This is a genomic window from Shinella sp. G-2 (assembly GCF_050172695.1).
In the GTDB taxonomy this organism is placed as follows: Bacteria; Pseudomonadota; Alphaproteobacteria; order Rhizobiales; family Rhizobiaceae; genus Shinella.
The window spans coordinates 1-930 of sequence record NZ_JBBEYH010000071.1 but is presented as its reverse complement, the minus strand read 5'-3'; the positions used below and the strand labels follow the sequence as shown (position 1 = coordinate 930).

At 63.8% G+C, this 930-nt stretch carries 1 protein-coding gene and 1 pseudogene; both read right to left on the bottom strand.

What is annotated here, in order from left to right; translation table 11 throughout:
• On the bottom strand, positions 1-786 hold a 786-nt coding region (locus tag V8U06_RS29155; protein ID WP_427143642.1), incomplete at its 3' end, for an alcohol dehydrogenase catalytic domain-containing protein.
• A 26-nt stretch (positions 787-812) separates the two neighbouring features.
• A pseudogene (locus V8U06_RS29150) lies at positions 813-930 on the bottom strand (electron transfer flavoprotein subunit alpha/FixB family protein); the annotation flags it as partial.

Sequence of the window (930 nt, the reverse complement as noted above, 5' to 3'; positions counted from 1 at the left end):
CCCGCCGATCAGGTCGCCGTTCCGCTTCGTCATGTTGACGAGATAGGGCACGATGTCGTCGCCGACCTCCTTCGGATTGACGAAGTGGGTCATGCCGAACTTCTCGCCCCAGGCCTTGCGGTCAGGATTGATGTCGACGCCGATGATCATGTCCGCACCGGCAAGGCGCAGGCCCTGCAGCACGTTGAGACCGATGCCGCCGAGGCCGAAGACGATGGCCGTCGAGCCGATCTCGACCTTGGCCGTGTTGATGACGGCGCCGATGCCGGTCGTCACGCCGCAGCCGATGTAGCAGATCTTGTCGAAGGGGGCGTCGGGATTGACCTTGGCGAGCGCGATCTCGGGCAGGACCGTGTAGTTGGCGAAGGTCGAGCAGCCCATATAGTGGTGGATCTTGTCCTTGCCGATGGAGAAGCGGGAGGTGCCGTCGGGCATCAGGCCCTGGCCCTGCGTGGCGCGGATGGCGGTGCACAGGTTGGTCTTGCGCGACAGGCACGAATAACACTCACGGCATTCGGGCGTGTAGAGCGGGATGACATGGTCGCCCTTCTTGACGGAGGTGACGCCGGGGCCGACATCGACGACCACGCCCGCGCCCTCATGGCCGAGGATGGCCGGGAAGAGGCCTTCCGGGTCCGCGCCCGACAGCGTGAAGTCGTCCGTGTGGCAGATGCCGGTCGCCTTGACTTCGACCAGCACCTCGCCGGCGCGCGGGCCTTCGAGCTGCACGGTCATGATTTCAAGCGGCTTTCCGGCCTGAACGGCTACGGCGGCGCGTACGTCCATGATTGACCCCTTATTTCTTTTGAGACCTAGAATGCCTTTTCGAGCTCCGGCAGGATCTCGAAGAGATCGCCGACGAGGCCGTAGTCTGCGACCTGGAAGATCGGCGCTTCCTCGTCCTTGTTGATGGCGACGATGACCTTCGAG